Here is a 20,067-nt window from a genome sequence, read left to right as displayed (position 1 = left end):
CCCCCCCCCCCCCCCCCCCCCCCCTTTTTACCCCACCCCCCCACCCCCCACATCACCCCGCTCGCACACACTCTTTCCCTACCCGACGCTCTTCGGATCTCGACCGGGCGGCCGGCGCGCGCGCCGCGCTGCCCGCGGGGTCGGCCGGGTCGGGCAGCAGGCCCGGCAGCAGCCGCCACGGCGCCGCCTGCCCGCCCGGGTCGGTGTCGGTCCCGAACAGGGTGCTGCGCGGCGGATCCGGTGGCGGGGCCGTGCCGTTGGCCGCGGCGATCTCCCGGCGGACGCCGAGCAGCGCGCCGCGCAGCTCGTCGGCGCCGGTGAAGCGTCGCCTCGGATCGTCCGCGGTCGCCTTCGCCAGCAGCCGCCGCAACGACTCGTGCCGCGCGGGGGCGTCGCCGGCGTACCCGGCGAGCATCCGGCCGACCGTGCGCACCTCGTCCGTGGCGTCCCGGCGGTGCGGACCGCGCCCCGCCCGGGAGCGGGCGGGGTCCGGTCCCCGGCGACGCGCAGCGGCGACCGGGTCCGGGGGATCGACGCGGTGGATCGCCTCCGGGCGGGCCAGCCGCGCCCGGCCGTCCCGGCCGACCAGGACGGCGTCCGGGGTGAGATCGTCGTGGGCCAGGCCGCGGCCGCGCAGGTAGGCGAGCCCGGCCAGCACGGCGAGCAGGTGGTCGATCGCCTCGGGGAGGGCCAGCGGCGCGCCACGATGGCGCGGCAGCTCGCGCAGTGATGTCCCCTCGATGTCGTCCAGGACGGCGTAGCCCTGGCCGCGGTGCTCGACGAGCGCGTGGACCCGCACGATCGCCGGATGGTCGAGCTCGGTGAGGAACTCCCGATCCCCGGGCAGGGGCCGCACCACGACCCAGCCTGGCGCGGGACCGGCCACGGCGGCACCTCCGCCCGAGGCGGACCCGGCGCCCGAGGCGGACCGGGTGGATCCGGTGGCCGGTGCGGGGTCACGGGCCAGGTAGAGCCAGCCCTGCCCGCCGTGCGCGAGCGCCCCGGCGATCTCCCAGCGGCCGATCCGGTCACCGGCGTGCAGCGGCGGGCGCAGCGAGTAGGGCTGCCCGCAGCCCGCGCAGTATCCTTCGGCCAACGCCGGCCGCTCCCCCCGCGCGCGTCCCACCGGGTCGCCGCAGCGGGTGCAGATCCGCAGTCGTTGCGGCAGGCGGGGATCGGCCAGCAGGCGCGACCGGGGATCGGCCGGCCGGTCCGCCGGTGGGCGGTCCGACGACGGGTCGGTGTCGGGCATGCGCACGTGCTCCCTGTCGTCCCGTCAGTCCCGGTAGGTGGCCGCGGGCGCAGGCGGGGGCGTGCCGCGCAGCCAGCGGGTATAGCTCCGCCCCCAGGCGCCGTCCAGTTCGCGGGCCGCGAGCACGGCGTTGACGAACCGGGTGAGACCCGGCGCCGAGCGGGCGACCACCATGGCCACCTGGTCCGTCCGCCGGGCGGCGAGGCCGACGACGTGCGTGGCCGGATCCTGCGCGGCAAGCCCCACCAGCGTCGTCTCGTCGCCGGTGACCGCCTCGACGCCGCCGCGCTGCAGCGTCACGAGGCAGTCGGCCGCCGCGGCCGCGCCCGCCACCGCGCACGTCCGGTGGCCCCGAAGGTCCTCCAGCCGGCGGATCGACGACGTCCGGGCGAGGAGCGCGGCGGGCGCGGTCACGAAGTAGGGCGCGGAGAAGTCGACCAGCTCGGAGCGTTCGCAGGTGACCGTCACGCCGGCGGCGGCGACGTCGAGCTCCCCGCGGCGGACCAGCTCGACCGCCTGCGCCGTCGTGACCGGGCGTAGCCGCACCCGGCCGTCCGCGCCGAACAGGGCCCGGCCGACCTGGTTCGCGACGTCCACCTCGAAGCCCTCCAGCCGGCCGGTGCCCGGCTGCAGCGAGCCGAACGGCGCCGCGTCCGAGCGCACCCCGACGCGCAGGTATCCCCGGCGCACCACGGCGGCGACGTCCGGATCCGGCGAGGGTCCCGGCGTCGGTCCCGGCGCAGCTGCAAGCGACGGTCCCGGCGGCGCGACCGGTGCCGGGCGCAGACTCCCCGCGGGCAGGCGGCACGGCGGCGCCGTCGATCCTGTTCCCGCGGAGGGGCCGGCGGGCGACGCGGCGTCGCCGAGCGGGCGTGCCTGCGGCGGGAGCGGGCTGGGCACGGCGGCGCAGCCGGCGAGGGCGATCAGCAGCGCCAGCACCGCCGCGCGAGTCGCCTTCGCGGCGGCCCCCGCGCCGCCGCGGGCGACCGGCGCGCCACCACTCCGTGCGAACCCGGACATACCAGTCGTGCCCGTGCGTACCACTGCCCCGCTCAAGTCCCTTCGTGGTCGTCCCGCCTGGCGGGGCCGTCACCGCCTGGCCGTCCCGGCGCCAGGCGACGATCGATGGTAGGTCGGGCGCGGCCGGGGTGGCGGTGCGGTGTCGCGTTGTCGTCACCACGTGCGGCCCGACCTGGCCCGGGCCGTGTGCGTGGCCTGCGCCGTCGGTCGCGCCGGCGGCTGGGAGGTGCCTCGCGTCACCCGCCGTCCGGGTGATGCCCCCGCGGCTGGCGGTAGTCGTTGATGCGCACCTGGATGCCGACCAGGGTCAGCACGGCGGCGAGCCCGAGGGACAGGGACAGGGCGGCGGGCAGCGAGCGCAGCGGTGCCCCGGCCTGCGTCAGGTGCCCGGTGAGCCGGCCGCTGGCCGCGGCGACCACCGCGGCGGACGCCTGGTCGAAGCGGTGGAACGCGATCGTGTCCGGGCCCTGCAGCAGGGCGAGCGCCGTCGGCAGGCCACCCGGTTCGTCGAGGTGGGCGCGGACCTGGGCCGCGTTGGTCTGATGGACCTGCCAGACGGGGCCGAGCGGCGCGGCCGGCCCCTCGAGCCCGGCGGGAACCGTGAGGCCCGCGAGCAGGCCGGGCGGCGCGGAGCCGGTGGTAGGGCCGGTGGAGGGGTCGGCGGCGGTGACGAGGTCGCCGCCGGGGTCGTAGCCGAGGCGGAGGGTGGCCGCGTCCGCATCGGCGTCGTGGGCGGCGGCGTCCGCCGGGCTGATCAGGGCGAGGTTCTCGTCGGCCCAGGCCCGCAGGCCCAGCGCGCGCGCCTGCCCGGCCGCCGTCAGCGGGCGGAAGCCCTGGTCGCGGGCGTCCAGCAAGTGGGCACGCTGGACCGCGAAGGCGGTCAGGGCCCAGCCCACCGCGATCGCGGCGAGCAGGGTGGCGGCGACCAGCGCCGGATTGAGGATGCGGTTGGTGCGCCGGAACAGCCGGATCTGGACGACGACGAGCATCGCCACGCTCACCAGGCCCGCCGCGGCGACGACGAGCGGGCCGAGCGCGCCGCTGGCCCGCCGGCTGTCCCGGTCGACGCGGGCCGCCTCGGCGGTGACGAGCCGGTCGGCGGCGGGCAGGAGCGCGGCGCGCATCAGCGCCGACCCCGACCGCAGGTAGGCGCCACCGACGGTGGACCCGAGCCGGGTGTACGCCCGAGCCAGCTCCACCTGCCCGGCGTACTCCGGCAGCCGCTGGCTGAGGACGGTCAGCGCACCGGGCGCGCCGGCATCGTGGCCGACGCGGGCGAGCTCGACGATCCGCGCGCCGGCGTCGGCGACGGCCCGCTGGTAGGCCGTGCGCGGATCCGGCCGCACGGCGGCGGGCACCGTGGCGCCCGGCAGCAGCTCCCGTGCCGCGGCGGCGTCGGCGGCGGCGAGGTCCGCGCGCAGGCTCTCGGCGGCGACGACCGCGGCGACGTGCGTGCCGGCGAGCGCGTGCGTCGCGTGCTGGCGGACCCGCACCGTGGTGAACGCCGCGGCCCACAGCGCGACCAGCATCGCCGCGACCAGGATCGACAGCAGGCGCAGCCGGCCGGGCGGGGTGGCCAGGCGCCTGCGCGGCCGGCCCACGTCAACGGGTGGCGCTGCCGTGTCGACGGCGGTCATGAAGTGGATCTTAGGGGACAGGGGACGTCCCGGGACAGGTCCGACGTTACGGGACCGTCACATCACAGCGGGGGTCGTCGCGCCCCCACGAACGGGCCGGTGTTTGGATGACGGGCGTGGGCGGGGCAGGCGGCGGGATCGGGGGCGGTGCGGGCAGGGCCGAGGCGGGCTCGCCGCAGTGGTGGGCCGAGCGCATGGCCGCGGACGCGCGCCGCCGGCCGCGGGTCGGCGGACTGTCGACGGAGCGTCTCGTCGACGCCGCGATCGAGGTGCTGCGCGAGGGCGGGCTCGAGGCGCTGACCGTCCGCGAGGTCGCGCACCGGCTCGACACCTCCAGCGCCTCGCTCTACCGGCACATCACCAGCCGCGACGAGCTGCTCGTGCTCATCGTCGACCGCAGCCTCGGCGCGGTGCGCCTGCCGCGCGACGGCACGCGCGGTGGCTGGCGGGAGCGGGCGGAGTCGCTCATGCGCGAGGTACGCCACGTCCTGCTGCACCATCCGCTGCCGGTGGGGACGGTGCTGAGCCGGCCGGTGTGGGGGCCGAACACGCTGCGGGTCGTCGACGCGTTTCTCACCATCTTCCTGGACGCCGGGCTCGACGCCGAGCAGGCGACGCACGCGGCGAGCACCCTGCTCGACTTCGTTGTCGGCTCGGCCGCCATCCAGCGCGGCAACGCCGGGCGCTGGCCGCGGGGGGAGGCGCAGGAGACCCAGCTCGACCGGCTCACCGCGCTGCTGCCCGACGACGACCTGCGCGGGCTGCGAGCCGCCGGCGCGGCGTTCACGTCGGCGCGCGCCTCGGACGTGTTCATCGAGGGGCTGGCGATCGTCCTCGACGGGATCGCTCATCGTGTCCAGCGGGGGGCACCGCCGCCAGCGCGTCCGTGACGGTGTCGCCGATGACGTCGGCGAGACGGGCCGGCGCGCCGCGGCGGGTCCGCACATGCAGCGGCTCGGGATCGGCGGCGGGCAGGTCGTCGCGGCGCACGAGGCCCGGCGGGACGGGGCCGACGTCGGCAAGCAGCGCCACCCCGACCCCGGCGCGCGCCGCCTGCAGCACCCCGGCGAGGTGCCCGGCCTCGCCGGCCACCCAGGCGGTTCGCCCGACCCGCGCCAGCGTGCTCAGCGCCTGGCGGCGGATGGTGCACGGGTCGTTGATGGCGATCAGCGGCAGCGGGCGTCCCGGCGGCGGGGGAGACCAGCCGGCGGCCGCGTACCAGGCCAGCGGCAGCACGCCGGCCGGGCGGCTGCCGGGGCCCGGCGGCACGCCGATGAGCAGCGCGACGTCGACGGTGCCCGCGTCGAGCCCCTCGGTCAGCCGGGCGCCGCGGTCGAGACGAAACTGCACGCGGGCGTCCGGATAGGCGGCCGTCAACGCGACCATCCACAGCGGGAGCAGGTGGTCGGCGGCGTGCTCGGTCGCCCCGACGGTGATCGTCGAGGGACGGGCCGGGGCACCGACGCCGAGCGCCCGCAGGGTGGCGTCGTGCAGGTCGAGCAGGTGCCGGGCGGCGGCCAGCAGCAGCTCGCCGTCGGGGGTGAAGCGGGTGGCGCGTCCGTCCGGGGTGACCAGCGGGCGGCCGACCGCGCGTTCGAGGCGGCGGACATGCTGGCTGACCGCGGACTGTGACACGCACAGCGCCGCCGCCGCCCGGCGGAACCCGCCGCTGTCGGCGATCGCGACGAGGCTGCGTAGCGCGGTGATGTCGAGCACCGACGACCCCGTCGGGGACGCCGCGGGCAGAGCGGAGCCCGCTGGAGGCAGCGAGTCCGCCGGGAAACCCGCACGGGAGCTCGGGGACATGGAGGGCACACCCGACGATACCAGACCGATCGCGAATGCTGATCGGTGTGATTGCGGATCGGCGTTGGACACCATCCGTAAAACCCACCATTGTGGTGGACATGGTTGGCAGGTCGCGCGCATCCCGGGTCGGACTCCTGACCCGTCGGCGCGTCGTCGACTTCGGGATCCTCTCCTCCAGCTGCTGTCGCCGCGGCTGACGTTCGCCGCCCCCCTGTAGTTCCTCCCACGCGTCTCCGCCCCGGCGAGACGCGCGACGACCCCGTGCGCGCGTCCCGCCCTCGACCGTGCCCGTCTGTCCGCCGCCCGTGTCCGCCGGCCGTCGGCCCGTGCGTGCGCGGCGCGACGCGCGGCTCCCCTTCCCCGGACGAAGGACCTTCCATGACCTCCGCCGCCCCGCCCAGCTCCGCGGCCCACACCGGCGAACAGCCCACCGCCAGCCCTGCCCCGACCCTGCTGGCCTGGGACAACCCGCCCGCCATCGCCCCGCGCGGCACCGTCCTGCTCGTCGCCGGCCGAGGGGAGCATCCCGGTGTCTACGAGCGGTTCGGCAGCCGTGTCGCGTTCGACGGGTACCGGGTGCGGGCGCTCGGCGATCCGACCCGCGATCCCGACGCGGTGACGGCGGACCTGCGCACCCTGCTCGCCGACCCCGACCTGCCCGCCCCGCGGGTGCTCGCCGGCTCCGACGCGGGCGCGGCCTTCGCCGCCGCGCTCGTCGCCACCGGCGCCGTGCGGGTCGACGCGCTCCTGCTCGCGGGCCTGCCGACCGCGCCGGACGGGCAGGCCTCCTCGTCGGACGGTCAGGCACCCGCGCAGGGCCAGTCGCCGGCGGGCGGGCCGGACGACGGCGGCTGGGAGGCCGAGCTCGCGGTGCGCACCGCGTGCCCCACCCACCAGGGCCGCCTCGCCGCCGACCCGCGGGTGCGCCGCGGCGACCTGCGCCGACCGGTCCCGGCCAGCTGGCTGGCCGACGGCGACCTGGCCCGGGTCGACGTCCCGGTCCTGGGGCTGCACGGCGCGGCGGACACCGTCAGCCCGCTGCGGCAGGCGCGGAAACGCTACGCCGCGGCGCGCCGGGCCGAGCTGGTGGTCATCGAGGAAGGCCGGCACGACGCGCTCAACGACGCCACCCACCGCAGCGCCGCCGCCGAGATCGTGCTGTTCCTCGAACGGCTGCGCCTCGGTGCCGACCTTCCCGTCATCGCGCGCCGGCTGATCGGACCCCGAGGAGAGATCTGATGCCCGTCGAGTTCATCAGCGCCATCAACGTCAACCCGTCCAACGAGGTCAACCGGTTCGGCTATGGCGGCGTCGACCTGCCGTTCTTCCGGCGCTACGCCCGCACCCTGGACGACTACGGCTTCGACTACACCCTCTGCGCCTACGGCTCGGCGTTCCACGACCCGTTCACCGTGGCCAGCGCGCTGACCCAGTACACCGAGCGGGTCCGCCCCATCGTGGCGCTGCGGCCGAACACGATGTACCCGACCGTCGCCGCCAAGCAGCTGGCCACCCTCGACCAGCTCTCCGGCGGGCGCGCCGTCGTCCACTTCATCGCCGGCGGTGACGACCACGAGCAGGCCCGCGAGGGCGACCGTCTCGCCAAGGCCGAGCGGTACGCCCGCCAGTCCGAGTACATCGACATCCTGCGCCGGGTGTGGGCGTCGACGACGCCGTTCGACCACGCCGGCACCTACTACTCCTTCGAGGACTTCGTCTCCGTCGTGCGTCCCGTGCACGGCACCATCCCGGTCTCCGTCGGCGGGTCGTCGGCCGAGGCCTACCAGGTCGGCGGGGCGAAGGGCGACATCTTCGGGCTGTGGGGCGAGCCGCTCGCGCAGACCCGCGAGCAGATCGACGCCGTCGGCGCGCAGGCCCGCCTGGCCGGGCGCACCGACACCCCGCGGATCTGGGTGAGCTTCCGCCCGATCGTCGCCGCCACTGACCAGCTCGCCTGGGAGAAGGCCCACCAGATCCTCGGCGTGCTGCGCGATACCGGCGGCTTCCGGGCCCGGGTGGGACGCAACAGCCTCGGCGGCGACGCCGGCCAGGCGCCGCCGAACGTCGGCTCGCAGCGGCTGCTCGCCGCCGCCGCCCAGGGCGTGGTGCACGACCGGGCACTGTGGACGGCCACCGCGACGGCCACCGGCGCCGCCGGCGCGTCGACGGCGCTGGTCGGCTCACCGGAGACGGTCGCCGCGGCGATCCTCGACTACGTCGACCTCGGCGCCGAGCTGATCTCGATCCGCGGCTACGACAACTTCAACGACCTCGTCGACTACGGCCGCGACGTCCTTCCGCTGGTACGCCAGGAACTCGCCCACCGCGAGGCGACCGGCCAGCGCGGCGAGGTCGTCCCGGCCGACGCGGGCCTGGCCCGCGAGGAGCTCGCCGTGCTCGCCGGCGTGGCGTCATGACGGCGCACACCGCGGCGGCGGACGTACCGGCCACGGACCTGCCGGCCACGGACCTGCCGGCGGTGGAGGGACCGGCCGCGCCGGCGCTGGACCGGTCGGCCGCGGACCTGGCGGCGACGGCGCCGCCGGCGGCGGACCTGTCGGACGCGGCGCTCGCGCGGGTGAGCGCCGAGCTCGCGGCGACCGCCGAGGAGTACGACCGGTCGGGGGAGTTCCCCTGGACGGGCGTGCGGGCGGTGCACGACGCGGGCCTGCTGCGCCTGGGCATCGGGTCGCGCTACGGCGGGCAGGAGCTGTCCGCCGTCGACAGCGTCCGGGTGTTCCTGGCGCTCGGCAAGGGAGACCCGTCAGTCGCGCTGATCACCTCGATGACGGTGTTCCAGCACGTCCTGCAGGCCCGGACGTCGTTCTGGCCTGAGGCGCTCTACCAGCGGGTCGTCGCCGACGCGCGGGAGCGGCCGGTGCTGCTCAACGCGATCCGCGCGGAGCCCGAGCTCGGCGCCCCGGCCCGTGGCGGCCTGCCCGCGACGACGATCCGGCGCACCGAGGACGGTGGCTGGCTGCTGCGTGGCCACAAGGGCTTCGCGACCAGCTCCGAGGGGCTGTCCTACCACCTGGTGTGGGCGGCCACCGAGGAGGACGACCCGCTCGTCGGCCACGCGATCGTGCCCGCGGACGCCCCCGGCGTCGAGATCGTGCGTACCTGGGACCATCTGGGCCTGCGCGCCAGCAGCACCCACGACGTGCTCTACCACGACGTGGTGCTGCCCGCCGAGCACTTCCGCGGCGAACGCCACTCGGCCCGCCAGGCACCGGAGGCCTTCTTCGCCGGCGTCGGTCTGGGCGCCACCGCCCTCTACGTCGGGGTGGCCCGTGCCGCGCAGGAGTTCTTCCTGCGTTTCGCGCACGAACGGGTTCCGACGGCGCTCGGCCGCCCGATCGCCACCACCGAACGCATCCAGGCCATCGCCGGCGAGATCGAGGCACAGCTCGTCACCGCCGAGGAGATCGCCTACAACGTCGCCCGCCGCGCCGACGACGACGACCCGCTCGCCGTCGAGAAGGCCGTGCTGGCCAAGCCGCTGATCGCCCGGGCGGCGGTCAGCGCCGTGCAGACCGCCGTCGCCGCCCTCGGCAACCCCGCCCTGACCCGCGCCAACCCGCTCGAACGTCACCTGCGTGACGTCCACTGCGTGCGCGTGCACCCGCCGCAGGAGGACACCGCCCTCCTGCTCGCCGGCCGGCGCACGCTTGCCGCCGCCACGCCCTCCGAAGGAGCTCCGAAGTCATGAGCACGTCCACCCGTCACCGATCGCGCTCCCTCGGGGGGAGGCGACGACTGGCCACCGCGGCCGTCGCCGCCATGACGGCCGCCATCCTCGCGGCCTGCGGAAGCGGCAGCGGCGGCGGCGCGGCGGCAGGAGACTCGGCCGACGGGTCCTCCGCCGGCAAGCCCGTCCCCGGCGGGCGTCTGAAGATCGCCTTCTGGAACGACCTGCAGGCCTGCATCGACCCCAACCAGGTGTACTGGATCGAGTCGCGCAGCCTGGACCGCAACATCGCCGACTCGCTGACCGACCAGGACCCGAAGACCGGGAAGATCGTCCCCTGGCTCGCGACCAGCTGGACGGTGAACGCCGACGCCACCGAGTACACGTTCAAGCTGCGCGACGGTGTGACGTTCAGCGACGGCACGAAGCTCGACGCGAACGCGGTCAAGACCGCCTACGACGGCACCGTCGCCCTGGGGCCCCGCTCCACCCTGGGCGTCACCTACCTCGCCGGCTACAAGGCGACGACCGTCGTCGACCCGTCCACGGTGAAGGTCGAGTTCAGCACGCCGAACGCGGCGTTCCTGCAGGCCACCTCCACCACGACGCTCGCGGTCCTCTCCCCGGCCACCTACAAGGAGACGCCGGAGGCCCGCTGCGCCGGCAAGATCGTCGGCTCGGGGGCGTTCACCCTCGACAGCTACTCCGCCGCGAAGTCGGCGAAGCTCACCCGCCGCGCCGGCTACGCCTGGCCGAGCTCGCTGGTCGCCAACAAGGGCGAGGCGTACCTGGCGGGCATCGACGTCAGCTACATCGCCGAGGACAGCGTCCGCGTCGGCAGCCTGACCAACGGCACCCTCGACATCGCCTGGCCGCGCCAGCCGATCAGCTCCGCCGACCAGGACGTCATCAAGGCCTCCGGCGGCCGGATCGAGACCCGCGCCCTGCCCGGCATCAGCACCAACCTGTACCCGAACGTCACCGGCGACCGGCCGCTGGGCGACCTCGCCGTGCGCCGCGCCCTCTACAAGGCGCTGGACCTCCCCAGCTACACCAAGACGATCTTCTGGGACGGCTACCCGGTCGCGAAGAGCCCGCTGACCTCGACCACTCCGTACGTCGCGGACGAGTCGGCGAAGCTCGCCCACGACCCGGCCGGCGCGGCGAAGCTGCTCGACGGCGCGGGCTGGACCCTCGGCTCCGACGGCTACCGCCACAAGGACGGCCGCAAGCTCACGCTGGTCGCCCTCACCCAGGCGGGGACCCCGGGTGACCAGCTCGTCCAGGACCAGCTCAAGAAGGTCGGCATCGACTACCAGATCAAGGTCGTCACCGCCTCGCAGTTCACCCCGACCGCGGCCAAGGGCGACTACGATCTGGTGCCGGGCTACCTGACCCGCGCCGACCCGAGCGTGCTCGGCTCCCTGCTCAACGCCGCCGGCTCCACCTCCTACACCGCGAAGTTCTCCCAGGACGCCGCCACGGCCGCGAAGGTCAGCGACCTGTTCGGCAAGGGACTGTCGACCGTGAACCCCGAGGCGCGCGGCGGCGTCTACCAGCAGCTGCAGGACTATCTGATCGACAACGGCCTGGTCTTCCCGATCGCCGACCGGGTGCAGGTCATCGGGCTGACGAAGAAGGTGCACGGCTTCGCCTGGACGTCGGAGAGCTTCCTGCGCGCCAACGACCTCTGGCTGTCGAAGTAGGCCGGGACGTGCTCCGCTATCTCGCCGGTAGGTTCGCCCAGGCACTCGTCGTGCTCTGGGCGGCCTACACGGTCGCCTTCGTCATCCTGCACGTGCTGCCCAGCGACCCGGTCACCCTGCAGCTGTCCGCCAGCGGCGCCGACATCGGCACCCTCACCCCGGCACAGCTGCACCTGCTGGAGGCCCGTTACGGCCTCGACGACTCGATCCTCGTGCAGTACTTCCGCGCCCTCGGCGGCGCGCTGCACGGCGACTTCGGGATGTCGCTGACCCAGAACGTCTCCGTCAGCTCGCTCATCGCCGACAAGCTGCCGGACACCCTGCTGCTGTCCGCCGTCGCCATCCCGATCACCCTGCTGTTCGGCGTCGGCATCGCCTTCCTCGCCACCTACGTCCAGTGGCGCCCGGCCCGGGTGCTGCTCGCCCGGCTGCCCGCCGTCGGCGTGTCGCTGCCGCAGTTCTTCGTCGGCCTGCTGCTCATCCAGGTCTTCGCGTTCTCGCTGTCCTGGCTGCCCGCGACGGGCAACAGCGGCGCCGACAGCCTGGTCCTGCCGGCGGTGACGATGGCCCTGCCCGGCGGGGCGATGCTCGCCCAGCTGCTCACCCGCAGCCTCGCCGACACCTGGGGCGAGCCGTACATCCTCACCGCCCGGGCCAAGGGCCTGTCCCGCTGGGCGACGCAGCTGCGCCACGCGCTGCGCAACGCCTCCCTGCCGGCGCTCACCCTGCTCGGCGTCATCGTCGGCTACACGGTCACCAACGCGGTGGTCGTGGAGGCGGTGTTCTCCCGCAACGGCATCGGCCAGCTCGCCCAGCAGGCGGTGCTCGGCCAGGACGTGCCCGTCGTCCAGGCCATCGTGCTGATCGGCGCCGTGCTGTTCGTCTCCGTCAACCTGCTCGTCGACCTGCTGTACTCGCTGCTCGACCCGCGTGTGGCCAGCGCGGCGCGGGTGGCCTGAGGGGGACCCGATGCCCGACAACCTCGCCTCCGCCGACCTGCTGGCCCCCGACCTGCTCGACCCACCGGCCGGCCGCGCCGCCGGCGCCAGCGGTGACGCGCCCGCCGCCGGCGACGTCACCGAGGCCGGCGAGGCAGCCGCGCACGGTCCGTCCTCGGCGCCGGGCGGAGAGTCCGAGGCCGGTGAGCCCTGGGCCGACGGGCGGTGGGCGGCGTGGCGACGTCGATGGCACGGCGCGGCGGCGACCCTCACGCCGCTGCTGCGCCGGCCGGGGTTCGTCCTCGCCGTGCTGTTCGTCGCGTTCGTGATCCTCTCGGGGCTCGTGCCGTCCTGGTTCAGCTCCTACTCCCCGTCGGCGACCTCGCCCACCGACAAGCTGCGCGGGCCGAGCACGTCCCATCTGTTCGGCACCGACGAGCTGGGCCGCGACCTGTTCAGCCGGATACTGCACGGCTCCACGCTGACGATCAAGGCGACGAGTGGCGCGGTGCTCATCGCCGTGGTCGCGGGCCTGGCCATCGGGGTCATCGCCGGGTTCTTCGGCGGCTGGGTCGACGTGCTGCTCATGCGGATCGTCGACGTCCTGCTGGCGATCCCGATCCTGCTGATGGCGCTCACGATCGTCACCGCGCTCGGTTTCGGCCTGCTGCCGATGGCCATCGCCGTGAGCGTCGGCATCACCCCCGGGTTCGCCCGCACAACCCGGGCCGAGGTGCTGCGGGTGCGCGAGCAGGCCTACGTGGAGGCGGCCCGCACCGGCGGCGCGTCCTGGAGCCGGGTCATGCTGCGCCACGTGCTGCCCAACTCGTGGGGGCCGGTCGCCGTGCTCACCGTGCTCGACTTCGGCGCCGCGGTGCTGCTCATCTCCGCCCTGAGCTTCCTGGGCTTCGGCACCCCGCCGCCGGCCGCCGAGTGGGGCACGCTGATCTCGAACGGGCGCAACTACCTGGTGACCAGTCCCTGGCTGTCGCTGCTGCCCGGGCTGTTCGTCGGCCTGGTCGTGTTCAGCCTCAATCACATCGCCCGCACCCTCGAGGAGGCCCAGCGGTGACCGAGACGACCGAGCGCGACGCCGCGACGGCCGACCCGACCGTGAGGGCCGACCCGACCGCGACGGCCGACCCGACCGTGAGGGCCGCGGCGGTGGACGACGAGAGGCCCCTCATCGCGCTGTCCGGGCTGTGCGTCGGCTACCGGTCGCGGGGACGGGTGGTGCCGGCGGTAGCGGACGTCGACCTGGCGGTGGCGCCCGGGGAGACGGTCGCGGTCGTCGGCGAGTCCGGGTCGGGCAAGACGACGACGGCGCACGCGATCCTCGGCCTGCTGCCCGCGGGCGGCGTCGTCACCGGCGGCCGGATCGAGGTGGCCGGGCGGGATGTCACCGGCGCGCCCGACCGGGTGCTGCGTGGGCTGCGCGGCACGACCGTCGCCCTGATCCCGCAGGACCCGATGGTCGGGCTCAACCCGACGATGCGCGTCGGCGCCCAGGTCGCCGAGGCGGTCCGCCGCCGAGGGGTGGACCGCCGGCTCGCCCGCGCCGAGGTGCTCGAGGCGCTGGAACGGGCCGGGGTCGACCGGCCGGCGGTGCGGGCCCGGCAGTACCCGAACCATCTCTCCGGCGGGTTGCGGCAGCGGGTGCTCATCGCCATCGCCATCGCCGGGCATCCTCGGCTCATCGTCGCCGACGAGCCGACGAGCGCCCTGGACGTCACCGTGCAACGGCGCATCCTCGACCACCTCGCCGGCCTCGTCCGCGACACCGGCACCTCCCTGATGATCATCACGCATGACCTGGGCGTGGCCGCCGACCGGGCCGACCGGGTGATCGTCATGCGCCGCGGCCGCGTCGTCGAGCAGGGCACCCCGGCGGACATCCTGCTGCGCCCCCGCGACCCCTACACCCGCCACCTCATCGACGTCGCCCCGGCACTGTCCCACGCCGGGCACGTCGTGCCCCGCTTCACCACGGTGCCGCCGGCGCCGGAACTGCTGCGCCTCGACGGCGTCGGCAAGGACTTCCGGCTGCCCCGCGGCGGCTCCGAGTCCGGCGATGGCGACGGCGGCGCTGGGAACCGGACACTGCGGGCGCTGGACGACGTCAGCCTGACGGTGCGGGCCGGGCAGACGCTGGGGCTCGTCGGCGAGTCCGGCTCCGGCAAGACGACGGCGCTGCGCATCGCCATGGGCCTGGAACGGCCCACCCGGGGCCGGGTGTACCTCGACGGCGAGGACATCACCGACGCCAGCTGGTCGCGGCTGCGGCCGCTGCGCCGCCGCTTCCAGCTCGTCCACCAGAACCCCTACTCGTCCCTGGACCCGCGCTTCACCGTCGCGCAGTGCGTCGCCGAGCCGCTGGTGTCCTTCCGCGTCGGGGACCGGGCGACCCGGGCCGCGCGGGTACGCGAGCTGCTCGACCAGGTGGCGCTGCCGGCGTCGTACGCCGAGCGCCGGCCCGCGGAACTGTCCGGCGGGCAGCGCCAGCGGGTCGCGATCGCCCGGGCGCTGGCGCTGGAGCCCGCCCTGGTCCTGCTCGACGAGCCCGTCTCCGCCCTCGACGTCTCCGTGCAGGACCAGATCCTGACCCTGCTGCTGCGCCTGCAACGCGAACTCGGCGTGGCCTACTTCTTCATCGCGCACGACCTGGCGGTCGTCGCCCAGCTCGCCCACCACGTCGCCGTGCTGCACGGTGGACGGATCGTGGAGAGCGGCCCGGCGGCGACCGTCCTCACCGCTCCGGCGCGCGAGCACACCCGGGAGCTGCTCGGCGCCGTGCCGGGCCAGCGGTTCGCCGCGCAGCTCGCCCGCTCCGACAGCGCGCACACCGCCGACGGTGCGACGATCGCCGCCGCCGCCGCCGCCGACGCCGACGACGCCGACGCCGGCGCGACAGGCACAGCCACAGCCACCGCCGCCGGCCTGACCGCCGCGGCGGCCCGACGGGAGGACTCGTGATGGCCCAGCGATACGTGGTGATCGGCGCCGGGGCGGTCGGCGCGACCGTCGCCGCGCAACTGCACGCCACCGGCGTCGACACGCTCGCCGTCGCCCGGGGGGCGAACCTCGCGGCCCTGCGCGCCGGCGGGCTGCGCTACATCCGCCCGTCCGCCACCCCGGGCGGGCCCGCCGACATCCGCCAGGTCCCGCTCGCCGTCGCCGCCGGACCCGACGAGGTCACCCTGCGCCCCGGCGACGTGCTCGTCCTCGCCACCAAGGCACAGGACGCCGAGGCCGTGCTCGCCGCCTGGGCCTGGCAGCCGGTGCACGGCGGGGCCGCGGCCGCGACCGCGGGGGAGACACTGCCGCTGGTGCTGCTGCAGAACGGCCTCGACGGCGCCCGGGCGGCACTGCGCCGCTTCGCCACGGTCGTGGACGCGGTGGTGTTCTGCGCCTCGACGCACCTGCGCCCCGGCGAGGTGATCGCCCCGTCCGCGCCGCACGTCGCCGGCTTCCTGCTCGGCCGCGTCCCCGGCGGCGGCACCGGTGACCCGGTGGTCGAGGCCATCGCCGCCGACCTGCGCGCCGGCGCCTGCCAGGTGCGGGTCGTCGACGACATCGGCCGCTGGAAGGCCGGCAAACTGCTCGGCAACCTCGCCTACAACCTCGACGCGCTCTATCCGCCGAGCCCGCGCCGCGACGAGGCCTCCGCCGCGCTCGTCGCCGAGGCGCGCCATGTCCTGTCCGCCGCCGGCATCGACCCCGCCGGGTTCGCCGACCTGCGCGCCCCCGACGGCGGGTCCCCCGGCGCCGCCGGGGGCATCGGCCTGGACGTCACCACTCTCGGCCCGCGGGAGATCCCTGGTTTCGACCGGCCGGGCAGCTCCACCTGGCAGAGCCTGGCCCGCGGCGGCTCGGTCGAGGCGGACTACCTCAACGGCGAGATCGTCCTGCTCGCCCGCCTGCACGGCCTCGTCGCGCCGGTCAACGCCGGGGTGCAGCGACGCCTCGCCACCGCCGCCCGCCTGGGAACCGCGCCTGGCACGCTGGGCGCCGACGACCTGGCGAACCTGCTCGCCGGGCCCGGCGCCGAGACCGAGCCCGTCGGCGTCGTGACGGCGGCCCACCCCACCTCCGCCGGAGCCAAGGCCGGCGCCGTGCTGGTCGACGCGAAGGCGCTGCGCGACGAGCAGGCCTCGGCGCGTCCGCCGCTGCTGCTGGACGTCCGCTGGGCGCTCGGCGACCCGCACGGCCACGACCATTACCGCGACGGCCATCTGCCCGGCGCCGTGTACGTCGACCTCGACACCGAGCTCGCCGACCACACGCTCGCCGCCGCCCCCGGCGGCCTCGCCGGGCGTCACCCGCTGCCGTCCCTCGGCGTGCTGCGCGCCGCGGCGCGGCGCTGGGGCCTGTCCGCCGGGCGCCCGGTCGTCGTCTACGACGACAACGGCGGCCTGTCCGCGGCCCGGGCCTGGTGGCTGCTGCGCTGGGCGGGCGTCGCCGACGTGCGCATCCTCGACGGCGCGCTCGCCGCCTGGCGTGACGCCGGCCTGCCGCTGGAGACCGGGGAGATCATCCCGGTGCCCGGCGACATCGAGCTGTCCGGCGGCCATCTGCCCGTCCTCGACGCCGACGAGGCCGCCGCCCTCGCCGACTCCGGCGTGCTGCTCGACGCCCGTGCCGGCGAGCGCTACCGCGGCGAGGTCGAACCGGTCGACCCGCGCGCCGGCCACATCCCCGGTGCCCGCAGCGCCCCCACCGGCGACAACCTCGACGCCGCCGGCCGCTTCCGCTCCGCCGCCGACCTGCGCACCCGCTTCCGTGCCCTCGGCGTCGCCGTCGGCGCCGACACGCCCGACGGCGTCGACACGGCCGATGCCGCCAACACGCAGGAGGTCGTCGAGGCTGCCGGTGGCGTCGGCACGTCCGCCGGCGAGGGTGGCGGGGCGAGTGATGGCGGTCGGGGCGTGCAGCCAGTGGTCGGGGTGTACTGCGGGTCCGGGGTGACCGCGGCGCACGAGATCGCGGCCCTGGCCGTCGTCGGCGTCGAGGCCGCGCTCTACCCCGGCTCCTGGTCCGCGTGGTCCTCCGACCCGTCCCGACCCGTCGCCACCGGCCCACGATGAGCCGGACCGTGCGGGCCGCGGCCGAGCGTGCGGCGCCGTCCGGGGAGGCGGCCACGGTGGCGGAGGCGTTCGCGGTCGCGTTGCCGGTCGGGCGCTGGAGCAGCGATCCGGCGGTCGTCGACGGGCACCGGCTCGACCGCTCCGGCTGGGTTCCCGTGGGACGACCGCTCGGCGTCGCCTTCGCCCGTGACGTCGCCGACGTCCAGGCGGTGCTGCGGGTCGCCGAGACCCAGCAGGTGACGGTGACCGTGCGCGGGGCCGGCACCGGCCTCGCGGGCGGTGCCGCGGCCGGCGCCGGAACCGTCGTGCTGGACGTGTCCGGGCTGAACCGGATCCGCGAGCTGTCCGTCGACGACGCGCTCGCCGTCGTCGAACCCGGCGTCATCACCGCCGACCTCGACGCCGCCGCCCGCGCGGCCGGCCTGTCCTACCCGCCCGACCCGGCGAGCGCGGCGATCTCCACGATCGGCGGGAACATCGCGACGAACGCCGGCGGGCTGCGCTGCGCCAAGTACGGCGTCACCCGCGAGTCGGTGCTCGGCCTCGACGTCGTCCTCCCCAGCGGCGAGGTGATCCACACCGGCCGGCGCACCGTCAAGGGTGTCGCCGGCTACGACCTGACCGGCCTGTTCGTCGGCTCGGAGGGCACCCTCGGGGTGATCGTCGGCGCCACCGTGCGCCTGCGACCCCTGCCGCGCGCGACCGTCACCCTGGCCGCGTTCTTCGACACCCTGCCCGCCGCCGTCGACGCCGTCACCGCACTCGCCGCCGCCGGCGTCGTCCCCGCCGTCGCCGAACTGCTCGACGCCCGCACCGTCGCCGCCGTCAACGCCCTCACTGGCGGCGGTGACCCGGCGGCGTCCGAGGCGGTGTTCCTGCTCGTGCAGACCGACGGCTTCGGCGCCGACGCGGAGGCCGACGTCGCCCAGGCCGTCCTTGCCGAGCGGGCCCGGCTCGTGCGCCGCTCGTCGGACGCGGCGACCGCGCAGGCCCTGCTCGAAGCCCGCCGCGCCGCGCTGCCGGCCCTCGAACGGCTCGGCCGGGTCCTCATCGAGGACATCGCCGTGCCCCGCAGCCGCCTCGCCGAGGCCGCGCGGCGCGTCACGGAGATCGGCGCCGCCGCCGGTGTCGACATCTACACCCTCGCGCACGTCGCCGACGGCAACCTGCACCCGATCATCGTCGTCGACCCCGCCGAACCGGAGATCCCGCCACGAGCGTGGGCCGCCGCCGAGCAGATCTTCGCCCTCGCGCTGGAACTCGGCGGCACCGTCACCGGCGAACACGGCGTCGGCGTCCTCAAGCGCCGCTGGCTCGCCGCCGAACTCGACCCCGCCACCCACGACCTGCAACGACGCCTGCGCTCCACCCTCGACCCCGCCGGCACCCTCACCCCCGGCCGCGCCCTGTGACGCTCCCGGCGACGTCGCCGAGGTACCCGTAGGCGATCGCGACCCGGCCGAGGACGCGGGCGGCGCCGAAGCCGGTGGTTCGCGATCGCGAAGGTGGGATCGCACCAGTCCGCAGGGCTGCGGAACGGCAGTGCCCGACTCGTGCCCTCCTGCAGGGTGCTCACGAGCGCGGACACGGCGACCTTCGGCGGGTAGTCGACGAGCAGGTGTACGTGGTCGTCCTCGCCGTTGAACTCGCTGTCAGGATGGACGACCGGGAAAGTGACGTGACGAGGTAGCCGATGGTCGGCATCATGTGTACGTGTACGACTGGCCCGACGAACCCCCGCCGCCGCGCTTGGTGGCGGCCTGGCGGGTGCTGGGAACGATGCCGGCGGAGCGCGTTCCGTTCTGGGCGGCGGACTGGTTGATCGCCGGCTGGGGCGACGTCAGCGTCGCTGAGCTTGCGGGACTCAGCGGCCGCGACCCTCGCGCCGTCGACGACCTGCTCGCGGCCGCCCTGGACGAGTGCGGCCCGGACAGGCGTGACCTGGACGCGGAGGGCGCGGGCCGCGAGCGCGCGGCTGGGATGATCGCATTCACGGCTATCGCGGAGATGCACGCGGCAGGACGGGTGACCGAACGATGGGTGGCCACCGTGGTCAGCACGATCGTGGGAACCATCCCGAACGAGTCGCTCAGCAGCCTGCCACTGGGTCGAATCCACTTTCTCGCCGACGAATGGGAGTTCGGGTGGGGCCGCAGTGGCGACGAGCTACGGCACGAAATCCAGCAGGCGTGCCGCACGCAACTCGACGCGACCTTCGAAACCACCAAGGCCTCTCCCGCTCGCAACGCGACGGCTTGGTGGAGACGAAGCCGGCGCTGACCGCATCGGCCTGACGGACGGGCCCGAGAGATCACCTGTCGGCGACCTGCTCGCACCACATGACGACGGTCGGGCCGGTGTCCCGGTCATCTCCCGGCTCACCTCGGATCGTGAAGCCCGCCCGCTCGTAGAAGGGGACGGCCGATAGCCGAGCGACACACCACAGTGTTCCCCCACCCCCAGCACCCACATGCTCGACAAGTGCGGCGAGCAGTCGTGCGCCGACCCCGCGGCGCCGGTGGTCGGGGGCGACGGCCATCCAGCGCAGCCGCCACCCGGCCTCTCCCCAGGGCGATTCCTCCCTGATCACCGTGCCGGTACCCACGACCTCACCGGTGACCAACCTCGCGATCACATGCGCCGTGTCGACATCCCGGTCCCGAGGCGTCTCCACGTCCCGGACGGTCAGACTCGGCCGCAGCACCCGCTGCCGCAGAGCGAACGTCTCCACGACCGCTACACGCTCAAGTCGAACACCCGCTATCCACTCCGGCCTCACGGGACGATTGTCGCCCACGGGCCGGCGAGGTCAGGCTGTCGTAGCGGCCGTGAGCCGTCAGACTTCGCGTGGGATCCGGGGACCGGAGGCCGTCACTCGGCGAGGATGGCCGTGGGCCGGTCGCCGCCGCTGGGCAGCGATGGAGGTGTCCGTA

The 20,067-nt window shown here is 75.5% G+C and carries 16 protein-coding genes and 1 pseudogene; 11 read left to right on the top strand and 6 right to left on the bottom strand.

Going from position 1 to position 20,067, the window contains the following annotated elements; translation table 11 throughout:
* Positions 1 to 52: 52 nt before the first annotated feature.
* From AC6EXY_RS18875 to AC6EXY_RS18865, 3 genes are all read right to left on the bottom strand, one after another.
* A complete protein-coding gene (locus tag AC6EXY_RS18875; protein ID WP_499842379.1) occupies positions 53 to 1,252 on the bottom strand; it encodes a serine/threonine protein kinase in 1,200 nt (399 codons plus the stop codon).
* 24 nt (positions 1,253 to 1,276) lie between these two features.
* Positions 1,277 to 2,272, bottom strand: coding sequence for a transporter substrate-binding domain-containing protein (locus AC6EXY_RS18870; protein WP_101832823.1), 996 nt, complete (start codon positions 2,270 to 2,272; stop codon positions 1,277 to 1,279).
* Positions 2,273 to 2,508: 236 nt separating this feature from the next.
* On the bottom strand, positions 2,509 to 3,909 hold the full coding sequence (locus AC6EXY_RS18865) for a GlnX family signal transduction membrane protein (RefSeq protein WP_499817369.1): 1,401 nt from the start codon (positions 3,907 to 3,909) through the stop codon (positions 2,509 to 2,511).
* 107 nt (positions 3,910 to 4,016) lie between these two features.
* Between AC6EXY_RS18865 and AC6EXY_RS18860 the strand changes: the two genes are divergently transcribed.
* The gene (locus AC6EXY_RS18860) at positions 4,017 to 4,799 is read left to right on the top strand and encodes a TetR/AcrR family transcriptional regulator (protein WP_499817370.1); all 783 of its coding nucleotides are present in this window, start codon (positions 4,017 to 4,019) and stop codon (positions 4,797 to 4,799) included.
* Here the strand turns inward: AC6EXY_RS18860 and AC6EXY_RS18855 are convergent.
* Positions 4,720 to 5,715, bottom strand: coding sequence for a LysR family transcriptional regulator (locus AC6EXY_RS18855; RefSeq protein WP_101836227.1), 996 nt, complete (start codon positions 5,713 to 5,715; stop codon positions 4,720 to 4,722). The two genes, AC6EXY_RS18860 and AC6EXY_RS18855, sit on opposite strands and share 80 nt — an antisense overlap.
* 381 nt (positions 5,716 to 6,096) lie before the next feature.
* On the opposite strand from AC6EXY_RS18855, the gene AC6EXY_RS18850 reads away from it, so the two are divergent.
* The 9 genes from AC6EXY_RS18850 (at position 6,097) to AC6EXY_RS18810 (ending at position 18,546) form a co-directional block, all read left to right on the top strand.
* Positions 6,097 to 6,957 carry an alpha/beta hydrolase gene (locus tag AC6EXY_RS18850; protein ID WP_101836216.1) on the top strand — a complete coding sequence of 287 codons (861 nt, stop codon included), beginning with the start codon at positions 6,097 to 6,099 and terminating at the stop codon, positions 6,955 to 6,957.
* Positions 6,957 to 8,135 carry an LLM class flavin-dependent oxidoreductase gene (locus AC6EXY_RS18845; protein ID WP_101836214.1) on the top strand — a complete coding sequence of 393 codons (1,179 nt, stop codon included), beginning with the start codon at positions 6,957 to 6,959 and terminating at the stop codon, positions 8,133 to 8,135. The genes AC6EXY_RS18850 and AC6EXY_RS18845 overlap by 1 nt, the downstream gene beginning before the upstream one ends.
* The gene (locus tag AC6EXY_RS18840) at positions 8,132 to 9,427 is read left to right on the top strand and encodes an acyl-CoA dehydrogenase family protein (RefSeq protein ID WP_101836212.1); all 1,296 of its coding nucleotides are present in this window, start codon (positions 8,132 to 8,134) and stop codon (positions 9,425 to 9,427) included. Before AC6EXY_RS18845 ends, AC6EXY_RS18840 begins: the two co-directional genes overlap by 4 nt.
* Positions 9,424 to 11,112, top strand: coding sequence for an ABC transporter substrate-binding protein (locus tag AC6EXY_RS18835; protein ID WP_499817371.1), 1,689 nt, complete (start codon positions 9,424 to 9,426; stop codon positions 11,110 to 11,112). Before AC6EXY_RS18840 ends, AC6EXY_RS18835 begins: the two co-directional genes overlap by 4 nt.
* An 8-nt stretch (positions 11,113 to 11,120) precedes the next feature.
* Positions 11,121 to 12,071 carry an ABC transporter permease gene (locus AC6EXY_RS18830; RefSeq protein ID WP_499817372.1) on the top strand — a complete coding sequence of 317 codons (951 nt, stop codon included), beginning with the start codon at positions 11,121 to 11,123 and terminating at the stop codon, positions 12,069 to 12,071.
* Between the two features lie 10 nt (positions 12,072 to 12,081).
* Positions 12,082 to 13,122, top strand: coding sequence for an ABC transporter permease (locus tag AC6EXY_RS18825; protein WP_499817373.1), 1,041 nt, complete (start codon positions 12,082 to 12,084; stop codon positions 13,120 to 13,122).
* A 77-nt stretch (positions 13,123 to 13,199) separates the two neighbouring features.
* Complete coding sequence (locus AC6EXY_RS18820) at positions 13,200 to 15,023, top strand: dipeptide ABC transporter ATP-binding protein (RefSeq protein ID WP_499817398.1); 1,824 nt, start codon at positions 13,200 to 13,202, stop codon at positions 15,021 to 15,023.
* The gene (locus AC6EXY_RS18815; protein ID WP_101836206.1) at positions 15,023 to 17,134 is read left to right on the top strand and encodes a rhodanese-like domain-containing protein; all 2,112 of its coding nucleotides are present in this window, start codon (positions 15,023 to 15,025) and stop codon (positions 17,132 to 17,134) included. Before AC6EXY_RS18820 ends, AC6EXY_RS18815 begins: the two co-directional genes overlap by 1 nt.
* Complete coding sequence (locus AC6EXY_RS18810; RefSeq protein ID WP_499817399.1) at positions 17,080 to 18,546, top strand: FAD-binding oxidoreductase; 1,467 nt, start codon at positions 17,080 to 17,082, stop codon at positions 18,544 to 18,546. The genes AC6EXY_RS18815 and AC6EXY_RS18810 overlap by 55 nt, the downstream gene beginning before the upstream one ends.
* 128 nt (positions 18,547 to 18,674) lie before the next feature.
* Here the strand turns inward: AC6EXY_RS18810 and AC6EXY_RS18805 are convergent.
* Positions 18,675 to 18,785, bottom strand: a pseudogene (locus AC6EXY_RS18805) (transposase); the annotation flags it as partial.
* Between the two features lie 56 nt (positions 18,786 to 18,841).
* Here AC6EXY_RS18805 and AC6EXY_RS18800 point away from each other — a divergent pair.
* Positions 18,842 to 19,414 (top strand): hypothetical protein, encoded by a 573-nt coding sequence (locus AC6EXY_RS18800; RefSeq protein WP_207770594.1) that lies wholly within the window; start codon positions 18,842 to 18,844, stop codon positions 19,412 to 19,414.
* A gap of 31 nt (positions 19,415 to 19,445) precedes the next feature.
* On the opposite strand, the gene AC6EXY_RS18795 is transcribed toward AC6EXY_RS18800, so the two are convergent.
* Positions 19,446 to 19,865, bottom strand: a complete 420-nt coding sequence (locus AC6EXY_RS18795; protein WP_165818679.1) for a GNAT family N-acetyltransferase — start codon at positions 19,863 to 19,865, stop codon at positions 19,446 to 19,448.
* Positions 19,866 to 20,067: the final 202 nt, after the last annotated feature.

It is taken from the genome of Frankia sp. RB5, from assembly GCF_059816245.1.
Note: the sequence above shows the minus strand (reverse complement) of the source record. Positions and strands in the feature narration are given on the sequence as shown.